16 protein-coding genes are annotated in these 17189 nt (G+C 70.6%); 11 read left to right on the top strand and 5 right to left on the bottom strand.

Annotated features, from left to right (window positions below; genetic code table 11):
- Positions 1–168: 168 nt before the first annotated feature.
- The 7 genes from HUT06_RS25470 (at position 169) to HUT06_RS25440 (ending at position 9646) form a co-directional block, all read left to right on the top strand.
- Positions 169–2247 carry a hydantoinase/oxoprolinase family protein gene (locus HUT06_RS25470; RefSeq protein ID WP_176198031.1) on the top strand — a complete coding sequence of 693 codons (2079 nt, stop codon included), beginning with the start codon at positions 169–171 and terminating at the stop codon, positions 2245–2247.
- Positions 2244–3992, top strand: a complete 1749-nt coding sequence (locus tag HUT06_RS25465; RefSeq protein ID WP_176198030.1) for a hydantoinase B/oxoprolinase family protein — start codon at positions 2244–2246, stop codon at positions 3990–3992. Before HUT06_RS25470 ends, HUT06_RS25465 begins: the two co-directional genes overlap by 4 nt.
- A gap of 11 nt (positions 3993–4003) precedes the next feature.
- The gene (locus tag HUT06_RS25460; RefSeq protein ID WP_176198029.1) at positions 4004–5329 is read left to right on the top strand and encodes an MFS transporter; all 1326 of its coding nucleotides are present in this window, start codon (positions 4004–4006) and stop codon (positions 5327–5329) included.
- A gap of 8 nt (positions 5330–5337) precedes the next feature.
- Positions 5338–5877, top strand: coding sequence for a cysteine hydrolase family protein (locus HUT06_RS25455; RefSeq protein WP_254715376.1), 540 nt, complete (start codon positions 5338–5340; stop codon positions 5875–5877).
- Between the two features lie 200 nt (positions 5878–6077).
- Positions 6078–7262 carry a glycine C-acetyltransferase gene (locus HUT06_RS25450; protein WP_176198027.1) on the top strand — a complete coding sequence of 395 codons (1185 nt, stop codon included), beginning with the start codon at positions 6078–6080 and terminating at the stop codon, positions 7260–7262.
- Entirely contained in the window at positions 7259–8053 is a 795-nt protein-coding gene (locus tag HUT06_RS25445; protein WP_176198026.1) for an SDR family NAD(P)-dependent oxidoreductase, read from the top strand. The genes HUT06_RS25450 and HUT06_RS25445 overlap by 4 nt, the downstream gene beginning before the upstream one ends.
- Positions 8054–8158: 105 nt before the next feature.
- Positions 8159–9646 (top strand): CoA-acylating methylmalonate-semialdehyde dehydrogenase, encoded by a 1488-nt coding sequence (locus HUT06_RS25440; RefSeq protein ID WP_176201611.1) that lies wholly within the window; start codon positions 8159–8161, stop codon positions 9644–9646.
- A 484-nt stretch (positions 9647–10130) separates the two neighbouring features.
- On the opposite strand, the gene HUT06_RS25435 is transcribed toward HUT06_RS25440, so the two are convergent.
- From HUT06_RS25435 to HUT06_RS25415, 5 genes are all read right to left on the bottom strand, one after another.
- Entirely contained in the window at positions 10131–10460 is a 330-nt protein-coding gene (locus HUT06_RS25435; RefSeq protein WP_254715374.1) for a hypothetical protein, read from the bottom strand.
- Positions 10450–12027, bottom strand: a complete 1578-nt coding sequence (locus tag HUT06_RS25430) for a MoxR family ATPase (RefSeq protein WP_254715373.1) — start codon at positions 12025–12027, stop codon at positions 10450–10452. Before HUT06_RS25430 ends, HUT06_RS25435 begins: the two co-directional genes overlap by 11 nt.
- Positions 11952–12527 (bottom strand): PP2C family protein-serine/threonine phosphatase, encoded by a 576-nt coding sequence (locus tag HUT06_RS45665; RefSeq protein ID WP_368407038.1) that lies wholly within the window; start codon positions 12525–12527, stop codon positions 11952–11954. The genes HUT06_RS25430 and HUT06_RS45665 overlap by 76 nt, the downstream gene beginning before the upstream one ends.
- Before the next feature lie 78 nt (positions 12528–12605).
- Positions 12606–12914, bottom strand: a complete 309-nt coding sequence (locus HUT06_RS45290) for a GAF domain-containing protein (protein ID WP_302931832.1) — start codon at positions 12912–12914, stop codon at positions 12606–12608.
- 380 nt (positions 12915–13294) lie between these two features.
- Positions 13295–13999, bottom strand: coding sequence for a serine hydrolase (locus HUT06_RS25415; protein ID WP_217711449.1), 705 nt, complete (start codon positions 13997–13999; stop codon positions 13295–13297).
- 12 nt (positions 14000–14011) lie between these two features.
- Here HUT06_RS25415 and HUT06_RS25410 point away from each other — a divergent pair, with 12 nt between their 5' ends.
- Genes HUT06_RS25410 through HUT06_RS25395 form a run of 4 tightly spaced genes read left to right on the top strand, consistent with a single transcriptional unit; the run spans position 14012 to position 17041 of the window.
- Positions 14012–14344 (top strand): hypothetical protein, encoded by a 333-nt coding sequence (locus HUT06_RS25410; RefSeq protein ID WP_176198023.1) that lies wholly within the window; start codon positions 14012–14014, stop codon positions 14342–14344.
- A complete protein-coding gene (locus HUT06_RS25405) occupies positions 14328–15197 on the top strand; it encodes an ABC transporter ATP-binding protein (RefSeq protein ID WP_176198022.1) in 870 nt (289 codons plus the stop codon). The genes HUT06_RS25410 and HUT06_RS25405 overlap by 17 nt, the downstream gene beginning before the upstream one ends.
- Positions 15190–15879: a 2-oxo acid dehydrogenase subunit E2 gene (locus HUT06_RS25400; protein ID WP_176198021.1), complete on the top strand. Its 690-nt coding sequence runs from the start codon at positions 15190–15192 to the stop codon at positions 15877–15879. The genes HUT06_RS25405 and HUT06_RS25400 overlap by 8 nt, the downstream gene beginning before the upstream one ends.
- A gap of 52 nt (positions 15880–15931) precedes the next feature.
- Complete coding sequence (locus tag HUT06_RS25395) at positions 15932–17041, top strand: histidinol-phosphate transaminase (RefSeq protein WP_217711448.1); 1110 nt, start codon at positions 15932–15934, stop codon at positions 17039–17041.
- Positions 17042–17189 lie beyond the last annotated feature (148 nt).

Genomic DNA, 17189 nt, shown 5'->3' with positions numbered 1-17189 from the left:
CTTCCTGCGGCGGTAGAACCACCGACCGAGCTGCTGTGCACGTTCAGTGGCTGGTCGCTACCTAACGTAGTGACGACGAGAGATGGGAAAAAAGTGGCAGCAGGGGATTGCTGATATCTCAACTCGCTCGTACTGTGATCCCAGCCTCATCGAAGCAAGGAGATCGCAGTGCCCCTCAGTCACGATCCTCGAACGGCCGGCTGGCGGGTCGGCGCGGACATCGGCGGCACCTTCACCGACGTCATCGCGCTGGGCCCGGCTGGAGAGGTCGTCCCGATGAAGGTCCCCTCCACCCCGCCCGATTACGGTGCCGGCGTGGTGGCGGCGACCACCGCCGTCCTCTCCTCCGCTGCGGCCCGGCCGGAGGCCGTGGTCGCGATGCTGCACGGCACGACCGTGGCCACCAACGCGATCCTGGAGAAGAACGGCGTCCGCACAGCAGTGATCACCACCCGCGGTTTCCGCGACGTGCTGGAGATCGGGCGGCTGCGGCGGCCGGTGCTCTACGACCTGTCCTGGTCCAAGCCCGAGCCCCTGGCCCGGCGCCGACACCGCTACGAACTCGACCAGCGGATCATGACCGATGGGCGCCTCGATCCACCGGCCGACGAGGACGAGGTCCGCGCACTTGCGGCCCGGCTGCGCGCGGACGAGATCCGGGCGGTGGCGGTGTGCCTGCTCAACTCCTACATCCGCCCCGACGAGGAGCGGCGGGTCGCCGAACTGCTTCGAGCCGAGCTTCCCGGCGTCTACGTCACGGCGTCGGTCGATGTCTCCCCGCAGCCACACGAGTACGAGCGCACCAGCACCGCAACGGTGAACGCCTACGTCGGCCCAGCCGTGCACGGCTACCTCACCCGCCTGGAAGAGGCGCTGCGCGCGGAGAAGGTGAGCGCCCCGCTGCTGGTGATGCAGTCCAGCGGGGGGCTGCTCGACGCCGCCTCCGTCGCGCGGCGACCGGTGCAGATCATCGAGTCCGGCCCCGCAGCGGGCGTCACCGCGGTGCAAAAGCTCGCCCAGGCGATCGGCCTGTCCACGGTCGTCGCGTTCGACATGGGCGGCACCACGGCCAAGGCATCCTTGATCGAGCACGGCGAGCCGTTCGTGTCGGCCGACTACGAGGTCGGCGGCGGCATGAATGTCGCCCGCGGCCTCAGCTCCGGCGCCGGATACCCGGTGCGGGCACCGTCCATCGACATCGCCGAGGTCGGCTCCGGAGGCGGCAGCATCATCTCCGTCGACGCGGCGGGCGCGCTGCACGTCGGGCCCGCCAGCGCCGGCGCGCGCCCCGGCCCCGCCTGCTATGGGCAGGGCGGTGAGCTGCCCACTCTGACCGACGCCAACGTGACGCTCGGCTACCTCAACCCCACGGCCCTCGCCGGCGGCCGCGTGACGATCCACCCCGACCTGGCGGCCAAGGCACTGTCGGTGGTCGCCGAGCGGCTCGGCGGCGACGTGGCGGCCAGCGCCCGTGGGGCGTACCAGGTGGCGGTTTCGAGCATGACGACCGCGGTCAAAGCGGTGACCAGTGAGCGCGGCCGCGACCCGCGCGAGGCCACCTTGGTCGCCTTCGGCGGGGCCGGGCCCCTCTACGCCGCCGCGCTGGCCCAAGAGCTGGGCATCTCCACCGTGATCATCCCCGTCCACCCGGGCCTGTTCAGCAGCATCGGCCTGCTCGTCGCCGACACCGAGCGCCACGAACTCACCCCGTACCGGCCAGAGTTCGTCGAGGTGAGCGTGCTCGCCGAGGAGTTTGAGCGGCTCACCGCGAAGGTGAGCGCGGAACTGGGAACGGGCGCCGTCGTGGACCGGCTCCTGGACGTCCGCTACCGGGGCCAGCGGTTCGAACTGCGCATCCAGGTGCCGGACGGCGACGTCACCGACGACCTGCTCGCCGAGGTGCGGGCCCGGTTCCACGCCGAGCACGAGCGCACCTACGGCCGGGCCGGCACCGACGACTTGGTGGAGCTGGTCAACCTGCGGGTACGCGGCCGGCTGCCAACCCCGGTGTCCATCGCGGACGTGCTGAGCCTGCCCGCCGCGGCGGGCGGCGAGCCCACCACCCGCGAATGCCGGTTCGCCGAGACCGTGTCCACACCCGTCATGGCGCGGTCCGGCCTCGCCGCCGAGCCAGTGGACGGCCCAATGATCATCGAGGACATGGACGCCACCACCCTTGTTCCGCCCGGCGCGCGGGCCCACCGCGACCAGATCGGCAACATCGTCATCACCTGGAGCACCACATGATCCGCGACGCCGTGACCTTCGAGGTCTTCCGCAACGCCGTCACCGGGATCGCCGACGAGATGGCGATCACGATCCTGCGGACGGCGCACTCACAGCTGGTCGCGTCCAGCATGGACTTCTCCGCCGCCCTCTGCGACGCCCAGGGCCGGGTGATCGCCCAGGCCAACACCCTCCCCGTGCACCTGGGCTCCATCCCGGCCGCGATGGAGGCGATCTCCGAGGAGTTCGGCGGCCAGGTTCGCCCCGGAGACATCTACCTGCTCAACGACCCGTCCCTGGGCGGGATGCACTTGCCGGACGTCTTCGCGGTCTCCCCGGTGTTCCAGGAAGAAGTGCTCCTGGGCTATTCGGTCACGGTCGTCAACCACACCGATGTCGGAGGCTGGGCGGCCGGTTCCATGGCCGTGCAGTCCAAGAGCATTTTCGCCGAGGGAGTGCAGATCCCGCCGTCGCGCCTGGTCGAAGCCGGCGTCATGAACGAGACGTTCCTTCGGTTGATCCTGCGCAACGTCCGCGAACCCGAACTGCTGCGCGGCGACCTGGAATCCCAGCTGGCGGCCTGCCACACCGGGGCGGAGGGCCTGCGGGCCCTCGCAGCCCGGCACGGCGTCCAAGGGCTCGAAGGCCTCATCGACGAGCTGCTCGACTACTCCGAGACCCTGCTGCGCGCCGCGCTCGCCGAAGCGGTCTCGGGCACTTACGAGTTCACCGACCACATCGACGACGACGGCCTCGGCTCAGGGCCGATCCCGATCCGGGTGAAGGCCACGCTGTCGGAGTCCGGGATCGAGCTGGACTTCACCGGCTCCTCCCCGCAGGTCGAGTCCGCCCTCAACGCGACGGACTCGTTCACCCGCTCGGCGGCCTACGCCGCCCTCCAGGGCGTGCTCGCCTCGGACATCCCGGCCAACAGCGGCTTCTACCGGCCATTCACCTTCGTGATCCCGCAGGCCTCGATCCTCAACGGGCAACGGCCCGCCGCGCGCGGCGCCCGCGGCCTCGTCGGCTTCCGGATCATCGACGCGGTGCTCGGGGCGCTCGCCCCGGTGTTCCCCTCCCGCGTGCCGGCCGCCGGCGACGGCGGCCCCGACGGGATCGCGATCGGCCTTGTCGGAGCCGACGGCGAGTCCACCGTGCTGTGGGACCCCCTGTCCGGAGCGTGGGGCGCCCGGCCGGACCGCGACGGCGTGGACGGGATCAGCTCGCTGGGCGCCAACCTGACCAACACCCCCGTCGAGGAGCTGGAACGCTCCGGTCACATCCGCATCGACGGCTACGGCTACCTTCCGGACTCGGGGGGAGCGGGCCGCTGGCGCGGCGGCCTCGCGACATTCCGGGACATGACGATCCTGACACCGGAAGTCACCGTGCAGATCAGGTCGGACCGGCGCAAGTTCCTGCCCTACGGGCTGGCCGGCGGAGAGCAGGGCACGCCCTCGCTCAACGTGTTGAACCTCGGCGGGCCCGGCGAACGCGTCCTTGAGTCCAAGCCCCACCTGGCGATGACCGCGGGCACCCGCCACCGGCACGTGACCGCCGGCGGCGGCGGACACGGCAGCCCCTTCGAGCGCGCTCCCGAGCGCGTCCTCGAAGACGTCCTCGACGGCAAGGTGACCCGCCGGGGCGCCCAGCGTGACTACGGCGTCGTCATCACCGGCGACGCGATCGACGCCAGCGCGACCGCCCGGTCGCGCGACCAGGCCCGATCACGGACCGCAGACCCCTCGTCCCTGCTCGCGGAGTAGGAGCCCCCAGCATGACTTCGACCGCCGATACCGTCCCGGACACCGTCGCGCCCCGCACCTGGCGCAAGGTTGGCATACGGATCATCCCCCTGATCGGGGTGGCCTACGTGGCCAGTTACATCGACCGCGCCAACGTCGGTTACATCGCCAAACCGATGTCACACGACCTGGGGCTCAACAGCAGCCAGATCGGCCTGGCCGCCGGACTGTTCTTCATCGGCTACGTCCTGGTCGAGGTACCGAGCAACATGATGCTGAAACGGTTCGGCGCGCGCCGGTGGATCGCGCGGATCATGATCACGTGGGGTGCGATCACGGCCGCGACCGCGGCCGTGAACTCGGCGACCACGCTCTACATCGCGCGGCTCCTGCTCGGGTTCGCCGAAGCCGGCCTGGCCGCCGGGATCCTGCTCTACCTGACGTTCTGGTTCCCGCGCCGCCAGCGCTCCTGGGCGCTGTCGGGCTTCTTCCTGATGACCCCGGTGTCCTCGATCATCGGCGCTCCGCTGGCCGCCGCCCTGATCACCTGGGGCCAGGACGTGTTCGGCATCGCAGGCTGGCGGTCGCTGTTCCTCGTCGAGGGCATCCTGACGATCGGGGTCAGCATCCTGATCCTCGCCTTTTTGCCGGCCCGCCCGCAGGATGCGCGCTGGCTCGATGACCAGGAGAAAGCCGCCATCGAGGAGACCCTCGCAGCCGAGGCCGCCGAGCAGCGCGCCCACGGCGCGCCAAGCGGGCTGGGGGAGGCGTTGACCAGCGGCCGGGTGTGGGCGATGGCCATCGCGTGGTCCGCTCTGGCGTTCGGCCTCTACCCGCTGGCGTTCTTCCTGCCCACCATGATCTCGTCCATCAGGCACGGCACCGGGGCCGGCAACGTCGACAGCGTGCTGCTGTCCGCCATCCCGTATGCGGTGGCCATTCTCACCCTGCTCCTCTGGGCTCGCTTCGCCGCCCGCATGACGGCGGTCACGGCCACGGCCATCCCGATGTTCCTTGGCGCGACGGGGCTGCTCCTGGCGACCTTCGCCAAAAGTGGCGCCCTGTTCGTCCCGGCGGTCTGCCTGAGCGTCGCTGGGCTCATGACCGCGATGCCCCAGTTCTGGCGTATACCGGCGATCGGCCTGACCGGCGCGGCCGCGGCCTCGGGAATCGCCCTCATCAACTCTGTCAGCAATCTCAGCGGATTCGCCGGCCCGTACCTCACCGGGAGCATCGAAGACGCGACCGGCAGCTTTACCTACGCGCTGCTGACCATCGCGATCATCATGATCATAGGAATCTGCGTCCTGTTCACCGCGGGGCGGCGGATGGAGAGGCTTTACGGAGGACGATCATGACCAACGCAGTGATCATCGGTGACGTCCAGCGGGGCATCACGGGCGGCTACCCGTTCGCCCGGAGCGTCGTCCCGCCGCTCACCGAACTGCTCCCACGCGCCCGCGCGGCCGGTGCGCTCGTGGTCTTCGTGCGCTTCGCCTTCCGGGCGAACGGGGCCGACGTGCCCCCGGGCAGCGCCCTGCTCACCTCCTTCTACGAGGCCGGGGACGCCTTCCACGATGGGACGTTCGGAACCCAGATCGACCTGCCGGTCACGCCTGAGGACGTCGTCATCCTGAAACGCCGTGCCAGCGCGTTCGCTGGCACGGACCTTGACCTCGTGCTCCGGGCGAGAGGTGTCGACAGGCTTGCGATCGCAGGGGTGGCGACCAGCGCGATGGTTGCCGCCACGTGCTATGACGCCGCGGACCGCGGCTACCGGCTGGCCGTCCTGCGGGACGGCTGCGCCGACGGCGATCCGGTGATGAACGACTTCTTCATGGACACCGTCTTCCCCAGCCGGGGAATCGAGGTCCTGCCCTGCGCGAGGTGGCGTGCGGAACCATGATGATCCGGCTGCGGTAGCCCGTTGGGTTCTGGTCGAGGCCGTCGTATTGCTCGCCGCCCACGGCCACACGTGGACGTGGGCGCGCGGGCCTGTCCCTCGCAGTCTCCGGGGCCGCCCGCGCCATCCGTTGAGATATCAAAATAAGGAATTAGTATGCTAATTTCCATAGGTGATCGGCTGGGCGAAGAAGGCGGGAAAGCATGAATGCCACGCTGCTGGCCCGGCTCCGAAAGGAGCTCGACCACCGTCGGGCGACCACCGGCCTGCGACGCGACCTTGTGGTCTCCGGCGCCCAGGGACCGACGCTCAAGGTGGATGGCAAGACGCTCGTGAACCTGGCCTCCAACGACTACCTCGGGCTCGCCGGCGCACCCGAGGTGGTCGAGTCGGCCCGTCGCGCCCTGCGCGACACAGGGCTCGGAGTCGCTGCGGGACGCGTGCTCAGCGGCACACGGGCCGCCCACGCTCAACTCGAAGCGGAGATCGCCGAGCTCGTCGGAACCGAGGACGCCATCCTCTACACCTCGTGCTACGACGCCAACCTCGGCGTCTTCGACGCCCTGCTCGGCCCGACCGACGCGGTCGTGAGCGACGCGCTCAACCACGCCAGCCTGATCGACGGCATCCGGCTGGCACGGGCCCGGCGGCATGTCTTCGCGCACGCCGATCTCGATGACCTCGAACGCCGCCTCATCGGGTGCGCCGACGCACGCCACCGGCTCATCGTCACCGACGGTGTCTTCAGCATGGACGGCGACCTCGCCGCGCTGCCCCGGCTCTACGAGCTGGCACGGCGCCACGACGCGGCCCTCATGGTCGACGACTCGCACGCCACGGGAGTGCTCGGCACGACCGGCGCGGGCACCTCAGAGCACTTCAGGATCGACGGCCGCGTCGACGTACTGACCGGAACCCTCGGCAAGGCACTGGGCGGCGCGGCCGGCGGCTTTGCCGCGGGCCCCCGCGAGGTGGTGGAGACGCTGCGGCAGGCTTCGCGTCCCTACATCTTCACCAACGCGCTGGCCCCGCCGCTGGCCGCCGCGGCGCTGACGGCGATCCGCATCGCGCGAGCACGGCCCGAGCTGCGGGAGCGCCTGGCCGCCAACACCGCCTGGCTCCGCGGTGCGCTGCACGACCTCGGCTATGAGGTCCTGCCGGGCGAGCACCCGATCATCCCCGTGATGCTGCGCGGCGGCTCGCTGGCTCGCGACATGGCGGTGGCGCTCCGCCGCGAGGGAGTCCTGGCCTTCGCGCTCTCCCATCCGGTCGTCCCGACCGGGGGAGAGCGGATCCGGCTCCAGGTCTCGGCGGCGCACACCGCCGAGCAGCTCGAACTCGCGGCAGGCGCCTTCGCCCGCGCTCGGGCCCTCCTGGCCGACCGATGACCGCCACCGAGGGATTCCGAGCCCCCACCACCGCCGACGGCCGCGAACTGGAGGGGCGGGTCGCGGTCGTGACCGGCGGCGCGAGCGGCATGGGCCTCGCCACCACCTACGCCCTGGCCCGCCGCGGAGCGACCGTCATGGTTCTCGACCTCGCCGACCCCGGCCGCACCGCGCTCGCGTCGATGCTGGGCGTCGAGGAGGACCGCGTCCGGTCGGTCGCGGTCGACGTCACCGACGCCGACCGGCTCCAGAGCGCGTTCGCATCGCTTCTGAAGGAGCGGTCGCGGCTCGACATCCTGGTCAACGCCGCGGGCATCGCGCCACCCACGCCGTTCGAGGACATCACCGCCGACGAGTGGAACCGCGTGCTCGCGGTCAACGTGCACGGGACATTCCTGTGCTGTCAGCTGGCGCTCCCCGCCATGCGCAGCCGACGCTGGGGGAGGATCGTCAACTTCTCCTCCACGGCCGGCAAGACCATCAGCACGGCCGGCGGCGCGCACTACACGACCGCAAAACACGGCGTCCTCGGCCTTACCCGGCACCTGGCGAAGGCGTACGGCCCCGACGGGGTCACAGTGAACGCCGTCTGTCCAGGCCTCATCGACACGCCGATGGCGCGCTCCGTGCTACCCGACGGGACGCTCGAACAAGCCGCCAGCACGTTCCCCATACCCCGCGTCGGGGAGCCGTGGGAAGTCGCCGAGCTCGTGGCCTTCCTGGCCTGCGACCGGGCCGCCTACATCACCGGCGCCGCCATCGACATCAACGGCGGCGACCTGATCGCCTGACAGGACGGCGAGCAGGGGTGGTCGCGAGGACGCGAACCACAGCCTGATACCTATCCCAACCTACGAGAAAGCGAGCAGCTCGTGAGCACTCTGGCAGTTCGGACAATCCACCACAGCATCGGCGGGAAGGAGACCCCCGGCGTGTCCAGCCGGACAGCCCCGGTCTGGAACCCCGCGACCGGCGAGCACCAGGCCGACGTGCTCCTGGCCGAGCCCGCCGACGTCGACACCGCCGTACGAGCGGCGCGCGCCGCCCTGCCGGAGTGGGCCGACACCTCCGTCATGCGCCGCTCGCGGCTGATGTTCGCCTTCCGCAACCTGGTCGAGAAGCACGTCGACGAGCTCGCGCGGATCGTCTCCTTCGAGCACGGCAAGGTCCTCGAGGACGCCAGGGCGGAAGTCGTCCGCGGCATCGAGGTGATCGACTTCGCCTGCGGAATCCCGCAACTGCTCAAGGGGGAGTACTCCGACCAGGTCTCAACCGAGATCGACCTGTTCTCCTTTCGCCAGCCGCTCGGCGTCTGCGCCGGCATCACTCCGTTCAACTTCCCCGCGATGGTGCCGCTGTGGATGCACCCGATCGCCATCGCGACTGGCAACACCTTCGTGCTCAAGCCCTCCGAACGTGACCCGTCGGTGTGCAACCTCATCGCCCAGCTCTACGCCGACGCCGGCCTGCCCGACGGCGTCTTCAACCTCGTCCACGGCGACAAGGTCACGGTCGACGCGATCCTCGACCACCCAGACGTCGCGGCGGTCTCCTTCGTCGGCTCCACACCCATCGCGCGGTACGTGCACGAGCGCGCGACCGCGAACGGCAAGCGCGTGCAAGCGCTCGGCGGCGCCAAGAACCACGCCGTCGTCCTTCCCGACGCCGACCTCGACCGCGCCGCCGACCATCTGGCCGCAGCCGCGTACGGATCGGCCGGCCAGCGCTGCATGGCGATCTCGGTCGCCGTCGCGGTCGGCGACGTGGCCGTGCCGCTCGTCGAGCACCTGCGCAAAAAGGCGCGTGCGATCAAAGTCGGGCCGGGCATGGAGGCCGGATCAGAGATGGGCCCGATCGTGACGCCGGACGCGCTCGCGCGGATCAGAGGCTACATCGCCTCCGGAGTCGAAGCGGGCGCCGACCTCGTGGTCGACGGCCGCCAACTCGACGTCCAGGGCGACGGGTTCTTCGTCGGCCCCACGCTGTTCGACCGGGTCACGCCGGAGATGCACGTCTACCGCGACGAGATCTTCGGGCCCGTGCTCGTCGTCGTGCGAGTCGGCTCGCTGCAGGAGGCGATCGACCTCATCAACGACAACGAGTGGGCCAACGGCACGGCGATCTTCACCTCCAGCGGCAGGGCGGCGCGCGTCTTCCAACGCCGCGTCCAGGTCGGGATGATCGGTGTCAACGTCCCGGTCCCGGTGCCGATGGCGTTCTATTCCTTCGGCGGCTGGAAGCAATCGTTGTTCGGCGCCCATCACATCCACGGCCCGGAGGGCGTCGCCTTCTACACGCGCGCGAAGGCCGTCACCGCTCGATGGCCCGGCGATGAGGACGGCTCGCCCGACCGCGGCGACCTTCACTTCCCGACGGCGGTCTGACCGGAGGCGGCCTGTCCCTTCGGCCTCGCATGGCGATGCGGGACGGAACGGACTACGCGCTACCGCGACATCGGTTGAGGACGACGCGGACCACCTGCGTCAGCGCCGGCTGGGCCGCGCGTCGCGGGCCGGGTAGTGCCGTCGAGAAGCAGCGCGAAACCAGGTGCAGCAGTTTGGGGCGTTCCGGCGCGCACCGGCGCCGGAACGAGGGACTTCTCCCGGTCGACGTTCAACCGGTTACTGATCGCCGGCACTTCGAAGGTAGAGCCCGCGCGGGTCTCCTGGATCCGACCGCGTTCGAGGTACCGCCGCGCGGTTGTCCGGGCCCGGTCGCACGCCGCGCGCCTGACTTCTCCCCGGCTGCTTGGCCGTCGCTCGAGAACAGGAACAAACGTTCCTGCTTCTCACGGTCACGACCGGGCTTCGACGCGGCGCCCTTCCGCGAGGCGCTCTCCTGCTCGCCAGTTGCGGTGGCCGCGAACGTTCACCGGGTTATGGCATGCCGAACCGGGTCAGTTCCGAGGAACGTGGACCGTTTCGACCCAGGCAGGTCCGCACGGCCGTGATGGTTCCGCAGCAGGTGTGCCACCTCGTGAATCCACACGCCCTCCAGTTCGGTGACGGAAGTCGCCGCGACGAAGGACGGTGACACATAGCACCGCCAGTGTCGATCGACGCCCATCGTCGGCACCCTGTCGCTCGGTACGACCGTCAGCGAGTAGAGCGCCGAGGCGGGGTACGGCCGTCGCCGGCCGCACGGTACCGCGCCGCGAGCAGCTTGACCCGGTCGAGGTCGGCCATGGTCAGGAGCCACTCGGCAGCGCGCCGGACAACTGGAGCAGGTCGAGGAACGCGTCGATGCCGGCGGGGACCGGCCAGTCGGTGTCGCGCAGCGCCGCCAGGTCCGCGGCGGCCCGAGCCGCGACGTCGGGGACCCCTGCCTCGACGGCCTTGGCCAGCACCGTCCACCCCGCCTCCCAGCGCCGCCGGGTGAGGTCGCTCTGCACCGCCGAGACGACGGCCGTCAAGAAGGGAGTCGCCGGTCGCCCCGCGCCGGCAGCGCGAAGGCGTCCGGATCGGCTAGGACGCGGTCCGGATCGGGAAGGTCGAGCTGTTCCAGGCAGTTGAGCAGTTCCAGGCCCGCACCGTCGCCGACCGCGCCGATGAGGCGGAAGCGACCGCTTTCTGCTCGGCGCCGGTGGCGTAGCCGACCGCCCCAGCGGCGACGGCCAGGCGAGGCCCCGGCGCCCCGGCTTTCCGCGTCGCCGGGCAGGTGGTGGGTCAGGCCGGGCCGGGCGGTGCGGAACCCAGAGATCGTCCCACGGGCGCGGGCGACCGCGCCGGGGGTCGACGACGGGTACGGGCACGGCAGGCCAGGTACCGGCCATGCCGCGCGCGACCGTCCGGGGGTCGTGCGCCCATCGCAGGTGGACGAACCGGTTCGCCAGCGGCGGGCTGAGGTGCCAGCCGTCCACCGCGCTGGACGGCGGGTTCGCGGCGGCGACCACCCGGACGCTCTCCGGCAGCGCCAGGCTGCCGACCCGGCGTTCCAGGACGACCCGCAGCAGCGCCGCCTGGACGGCGGGGGGAGCGGAGGACAGTTCGTCGAAGAACACGATGCCGCGCCCGGACGCGGCCAGCCGGACCGCCCAGTCCGGCAGGGCCATCGGCACGCCGGTGGCGGCCGGATCGTCACCGATGATCGGCAGGCCGGCGAAGTCGGAGGGCTCGTGCGCGCTGGCGATCACCGTCTCCAGCGGGACGCCGAGCCCGGTGGCCAGCTGCCGAAGGCCGGCGGACTTGCCGATCCCCGGCTCGCCCCACAGCAGCACGGGCAGGTTCGCCGACACCGCGAGCGCCAGCGCCTCCAGTTGCGGGTTCGCGGCCGGCTCCATGCGCGGGGACCCGAGCCGGCGGCCCAACTCGTCGGCGGCGGCCAGGAAAGCAAGATCGGAGCGCTTGCGGCGTCTGATGAGGAATGAGAGCGACAACCCCGGTCGTCGGACCAGTGGGTGCAACCGCGCCGGCGGGAAGCCGTCCCGCAGCAGGTCGAGATCGGGCAGGCGGCGCCGGCACGCCTCGGGAAGCACGACGTCGGCAGGCTCCTCACCGGCCGCGAATTCGACGACCCGGGCTCGCAGACCCGTCTCCGTACCGCCGGTCTCGAAGAGGATCGCCGCGTACTGCCGGTAGGGGACCCAGAACGCGTCGGTTCCCACCGCGGCTGCCAGACGGCGGATCTCCGTCTCCAACCGGGAGAGGGAGAGGGGCGTCCGCGCGAAGACCTCGAGCGGGTCCACACTGCTCACCTCGTAGTAGGGCTCGATCTCGATCGGCGTGGTGTCCAGATCGATGCCGGCGGCCGCGGACGCCGCCTCCACTTCACCGCGCTCGTGCAGCAGCGTGACCCATTCGGTGAACGCCGCCGCCTCGGTGCGGCCGGGATCGGCGGCGGGCAGCTCCGCCGCCGTGCGGGGCGCGCCGTTGCCGTGGAGGAACGGGGCCCTGGCCTTGCCCCCGCCGCAGCGTCACGCAGCTCGTCGGCGTGCCGCACGTCCCACAGGTGACGGGACGTGCTCCAGTGCTGAACGACGTCACGCCAGAACGCGCAGTATGCCCAGTCGGCCTCCAGGTAGGTGCCCGTGTGGCGGACCGGCCCGACGTACAGGCAGGTGGCCGCCATGGGTGACTCGGTCTCACTGTTGTCCTCCTCGGCCTCGCGGGCGTAGAGCTCGTCGAGCCTGGTGAGGAGTTCGCCGGGCGGCAGGTCGAGGTGGGCCAGGGTGAGCATGGCGGTGCGCAGGCGTCCCATGCTCGCCGCGGCGTCGATACCGTGACCGGTCACATCGCCCACGATCAGAGCGACGCGGGAGTCGGGCAGCAGGATGGTGTCGTACCCGTCGCTCCCGACGGTCCGGTAAACGTCTGAGGGCTGTAGTGCGAGGCCGGCTCGACGGTGTCACCTCCCATCAGGGTCTGCGGCCAGGAGCTTGCGTTGCAGGGCCACAGCCGCTTCACGCTCGCGGGTGTATTGGCGCGCGTTGTCCAGGCTGAGCGCGGCGCGGGCTGCGAGCTCCTCGGCGAGGGCTAGGTCGTCGGTGGTGAACGGGGTCTTGTTGTCGTTGCGGGTGAACACGATGATGCCCAGGATGTCGCCGCGGGCCTTCAGGGGACGACGAGCAGGTTGTGCATGCCGGTGGCCCGGATGGTTCGGACACCAGTACTCGTCCTCTAGCTTCAGTTGCCGCTTGCGTCCCCGTCGTCCCAACTCTGGCTGACGTGGAGTGGCCCGGTATGGTCCTGCCAGTTGCTACGGATCAGACGGCGATGGTTGGGCCCTACGATCGCCGCAGCGTGGTTGAGCTGGTTGCGCGGTTGGGGGCGATCGCTGCCGCGCGGCTTACGGTGCTCGGGCCGTGGTCGGCCCTGCGCTCCGGGTCCGCTCGCCCTCGGATGCTCGGGGTGCTGTCGCTGTTCCGAGCAGGCTGAGGACGCGCAGCTCGGCCCCTACGGTGGCGTGCAATTCGTGCTGCTTCCCGCATCCGGCTCCGCCGATGCTTCTTCTGCACATCTGAACGCTGGTCCGCATCCGGCTCACGGAGTCCGCGAGCGCCGCGTCGAGCTCACCGGCCACCGGCCGGCCTCCACTTACCAAGTGCCGGGGCTCCCGGCGCACAGCGCATGGTCGATCAGGGCGCTGGCCGCGTCCTCCTGAGCCTTGATGTGCTCGAAGGTGTCGCCGCGCGCCTCGGACATGGAGACCACTGCGCTGCGCCGGCCGTCCTCGGTGACGCCGTTGAGGGTGATGTAGCCGCCGTCCCCACCCTCGTGGCTCCAGTAGGTTCCGCCGCAGGTCAGGGGGCGTTCGACCAGGCCGAGACCGTAGCGGCCGCCGGGCCACAGCTTCTGGACCTCCGCGCTCACCTCGACGGTCTGCTTCATCTCGGCCAGCTGCCGCGCCGGCAGCAGCCGGCCCGCGAGCAGCGCGCGGAAGAACCGGTTCTGGTCCCGCGTGGTCGTGACCCACGACAGGTTCTGGTAGTCCACCGGTATCTGCTCGGTGACGTCCACTCGGGCACCGGGACCGAACAGCTGGTAGGCCCGGGCGTGCGGCCGGGGCAGGGTAGGTGAGGTGCCGCCCCACCGGGTCTGGTCGAGGCTGAGCGGGCGCAGGATACGGCCTTCGATCTCCCGGTGGGCGGGCCGGCGGGTGACCTTCTCGATGACCATGTCGAGCAGGACGTAGCCGGTGTTGGAGTACGCCCAGCCCTTGCCGGGCGGAAAGTCCGGCAGGCCATCGGACTCGCCGTGGCCAACGCGCTCGGGGCCCTCACCGGCGGGCTGGTCGTGCACAACCAGGGATTCATGGACGTCACCATCCAGAACGGCGTGATCGTGATCGCCCTGGCGGCCATGATGGTCGGGCTGACCCTCACCAGGTCCAACCGCATCGGACCCACCGTCGCCATGCTCGTCGTCGGGGTGGTCGTCTACCGGTTCGCCGTCGCCGGCGCACTCCAGCTCGGACTCGACCCCAACCTGCTGCAGCTCATCACCGCCGGACTCGTCATCGCGATGATCACCGTCCGGTCGCACGCCCGCGCGACGCTGCGCAGCGTCACCGCGGCCGGACGCCGGGAACGCCGCGTCGCCCAGGCGCGCTTCTACGAGGAGGACCGCGTTGCGAGCTTCATCTGAGCCGGCCGGCGAGGCCCCGGACCTCGTCATCTCGGCGGTGCACAAGCGATTCCAGGGAGCCGGCGACGAGCAGGTGACCGCGCTGGACGGCGTCGACCTGGCCATCGCCCCCGGGACCATGGTGTCGGTCATCGGCTCCAACGGCGCCGGCAAGTCGACCATGCTGTCCGTGGTCGCGGGCAACGTGCTGCCGGACCGGGGCCGGGTGCTCGTCCGGGGTGAGGACGTGACCGGCGCGCCCAGCTGGCGGCGCGTCCGCAAGATCTCCCGGGTACGGCAGAACCCGCAGGACAACATGGTCTCGATGCTGACCATCGAGGAGAACTTCGCGCTCGCGCTGGCCGGGAAGCGAGGACGGTTCCGGATGCGCACGCCGCGGCGCGGCACCGTCCGCGAGATGGCGGCGGAGGCCCTGCGGCCACTCGGCATGGGCCTGGAGAACCGCCTCTCGGCCGTTTCGGGAACGCTGTCCGGCGGGCAGCGGCAGGCGATCGCGGTGGCGATGGCCTCGCTGGGCTCCCCGGCCCTGATGCTGCTCGACGAACACGTTGCCGCGCTGGACCCCAACAGCGCGGCACGGGTGAACGAGGCCACCGAACGCATCGTCCGCGAGCAGAAGATCACGACGTTGATGGTGACCCACGACATGGGCCATGCCCTCCACCTGGCGGACCGGCTGGTCATGATGCACGCCGGGAAGATCGTCCTGGACCTGCGAGACGGCGCTCTCACCGACGTCACGCCCCAGCATCTCCAGGAGCGCTTCGCCGCCCTGTCCGGGGGCACGCTCAGCGACTCCGCCCTGCTCAGCGTCCCGGGCGGCACCCAGTGGGAGGCGGGGATCGATGGTTGACCGGACGGCCGAAGCCGGAGCGCCGCAACGCGCCGAGCGCCGCCCCATCACCGGGGTCCGCCGGCTGATCGCCGACCGGATGGCGCTGTCCCATCGAAGCATCCCCGGCGTGCACGTCGTGGAGGAGATGGACGTCACCGCGGTCCCGCTGAACCGGATCCTCGCGGTCACGGTCGCGGCCGTCGCCCGGACCGTCGCCGACCACCCGTCGTTCAACGCCCATATGGAGGACGCGGACCTGGTGCTCTTCGAGCGGTGCGACGCCGGCGTCGCCGTCGACACCGAGCGGGGGCTGATGGTACCGGTCGTCCGGGACGCCGCGGCCAAGAGCGCCGGCGAGATCGCCGCCGAGGTGACCGACCTCGCCCGGAAGGCCCGCTCCGGCCGGCTCGGCCGCCGCGATGTCGCGGACCCCACCATCACCGTCACCAGCCCCGGAAAGCGCGGCGGGCTGCTGGCCACACCGCTGATCAACCCTCCACAGACCGCCATCATCGGCGTCCACCGCGCGGTCGACCGAGCCGTGGTACGGGACGGCGCGGTCGCGGTCCGCACCATCGCTAACCTGACGGTCACCTTCGACCACCGCGTGATCGACGGCGCCGAGGCGGGGGACTTCGCCATCACGCTCGCTCGCCGCATCGAGCGGGGAGCGGAGACGCCCGATGCCTCCGGTCACTGACCCGGGGCGCCGGACGCCGCCCCACCATCAGCACGTAACGGGAGGTGTCGCCGTGATCCGCGAAACTTCGGTGCCCCCTTCGCCGGAGCCGCGCCCGGTGGTCGGCTCCCTGCCGGCCTACTCCCACGTAGCGTCGGCGGCGATCCGGTGGCGCGCCTCGTCCAACGAGGCGCCGGTCCCGCCGAGCCCGCTGGCCGTGCGCGCCGCGGCCGAGGCCGCGGCCAAGGCACACCTGTACCCCAGCCTGGGCGGCGAAGGACTCATCCGAGCCCTCGCCTCCCACCACGACATCGAACCGGACCGCGTGGCCGTCGGCCCCGGGTCGCTCGCGCTCCTGGAGCGTCTGCTCCTCGCCTATACGGGTGAGGGGACCGAAGTCGTCCACGCGTGGCGCAGCTATGAGGCATACCCGATCGTCGTGGCGATCGCGGGCGCGCGAAGCATCGGCGTCCCGCTGGACGCCTCCTACCGCCATGACGTGGACGCGATGCTCGAATCGATGACCGTGCGGACACGTGCGGTCATCATCTGCAATCCGAACAACCCGACCGGTACGGTTCTGGAGCCTTCCGAACTCGAACGCCTCGTCCGGTCGATTCCGGCCAACGTTCTCGTCGTCATCGACGAGGCGTATCGGGAATTCGACGAGAACGCTCCGGACACGCTCAACCTGCTGTCCCTGCCGAACGTCGCCTTGCTGAGGACGTTCTCCAAGGCCTACGGCCTTGCCGGGCTCCGAGCGGGATACCTCCTGGCATCGCCGCGGATCTGCCTCGCGATCCGGAAGGTCGGCCTCCCGTTCGCGCTGAACCGCATCGCGGAGGCCGCCGGGACCGCCGCCCTGGCGGACCGCGACCATCTACAGTCCGTTGTCCGGACGGTCTGGGAGCGGCGCGAACACCTCGCTGCGAAACTCAGCACCCTGGCCGACGTGCCACGCAGCCATGCGAACTTCCTCTGGCTGCAGATAGGGGACCAGGCAACAGTGGTAGCGGATACCTGCGCCCGAGCCGGACTGTCCATTCGCCCCTTCGCGGGAGAAGGCGTGCGCGTGACCGTAGGAGACCCCAATGTGGACGAAATCCTCCTCGATTCGCTGAGCCTTTCCCGCGCGTCGACAGGGCCGCAAGGCCTGAATAATGGGAGATCGCAATGGGCCTGATCTTCCTTCAGGTGCGCCGTGGTGTCCTTAAGGCTGCGTCAGACCTGCGGCGATGCCAGAGAGCCATAGCCTTTTTCGATGTTGGGGACCCTTCGGGAGCCGAACCCCTTGCGATGATCTACTGGAACCCGCGACGGACGTTGGTGTC

Source organism: Actinomadura sp. NAK00032, from assembly GCF_013364275.1.
Taxonomy (GTDB): Bacteria; Actinomycetota; Actinomycetes; order Streptosporangiales; family Streptosporangiaceae; genus Spirillospora.
Note: the sequence above shows the minus strand (reverse complement) of the source record. Positions and strands in the feature narration are given on the sequence as shown.